This is a genomic window from Pseudoalteromonas sp. GW168-MNA-CIBAN-0100 (genome assembly GCF_040309225.1).
Classification (GTDB): domain Bacteria; phylum Pseudomonadota; class Gammaproteobacteria; order Enterobacterales; family Alteromonadaceae; genus Pseudoalteromonas; species Pseudoalteromonas arctica.
This window is the reverse complement of sequence record NZ_JBEOOL010000228.1, coordinates 1-364: the sequence shown is the minus strand read 5'-3', so window position 1 is coordinate 364 and position 364 is coordinate 1. Positions and strand designations below refer to the sequence as shown.

The window sequence follows — 364 nt, the reverse complement described above, 5'->3', positions numbered from 1 at the left end:
GCCATTGCGTCATCAAAGGTTTTCTGAAAATCAACAGCATCTACTTTATAGTAATTAACTAAAGTAAAGTTATGGTATTCAAGAACTTCTTCTAGTTTTGCTGCGAATAGTTCAGGATTAAATAAATCCCCTACGCGCAAACCACGACGTGCCACTTTATCTTCGTACGCAGGACCGATACCACGGCCAGTTGTACCAATTGGCTTATCACCACGTGCAGTTTCACGGGCTACATCTAATGCAACATGGAAAGGCAAAATTAATGGACATGCAGCACTGATTAAAAGACGCTCGCGTACAGGTACGCCACGTGCTTCTAACATGCCAATCTCTCTCATTAGCGCTTCTGGTGATAATACAACAC

Annotated in this window: 1 protein-coding gene; it reads right to left on the bottom strand. The window is 42.6% G+C overall.

Features of this window, described 5'->3' with window-relative positions; translation table 11 throughout:
• The coding region (locus AAEY62_RS20865) for an adenylosuccinate synthetase (protein ID WP_350636204.1) at window positions 1-364 on the bottom strand (364 nt) is incomplete at both ends.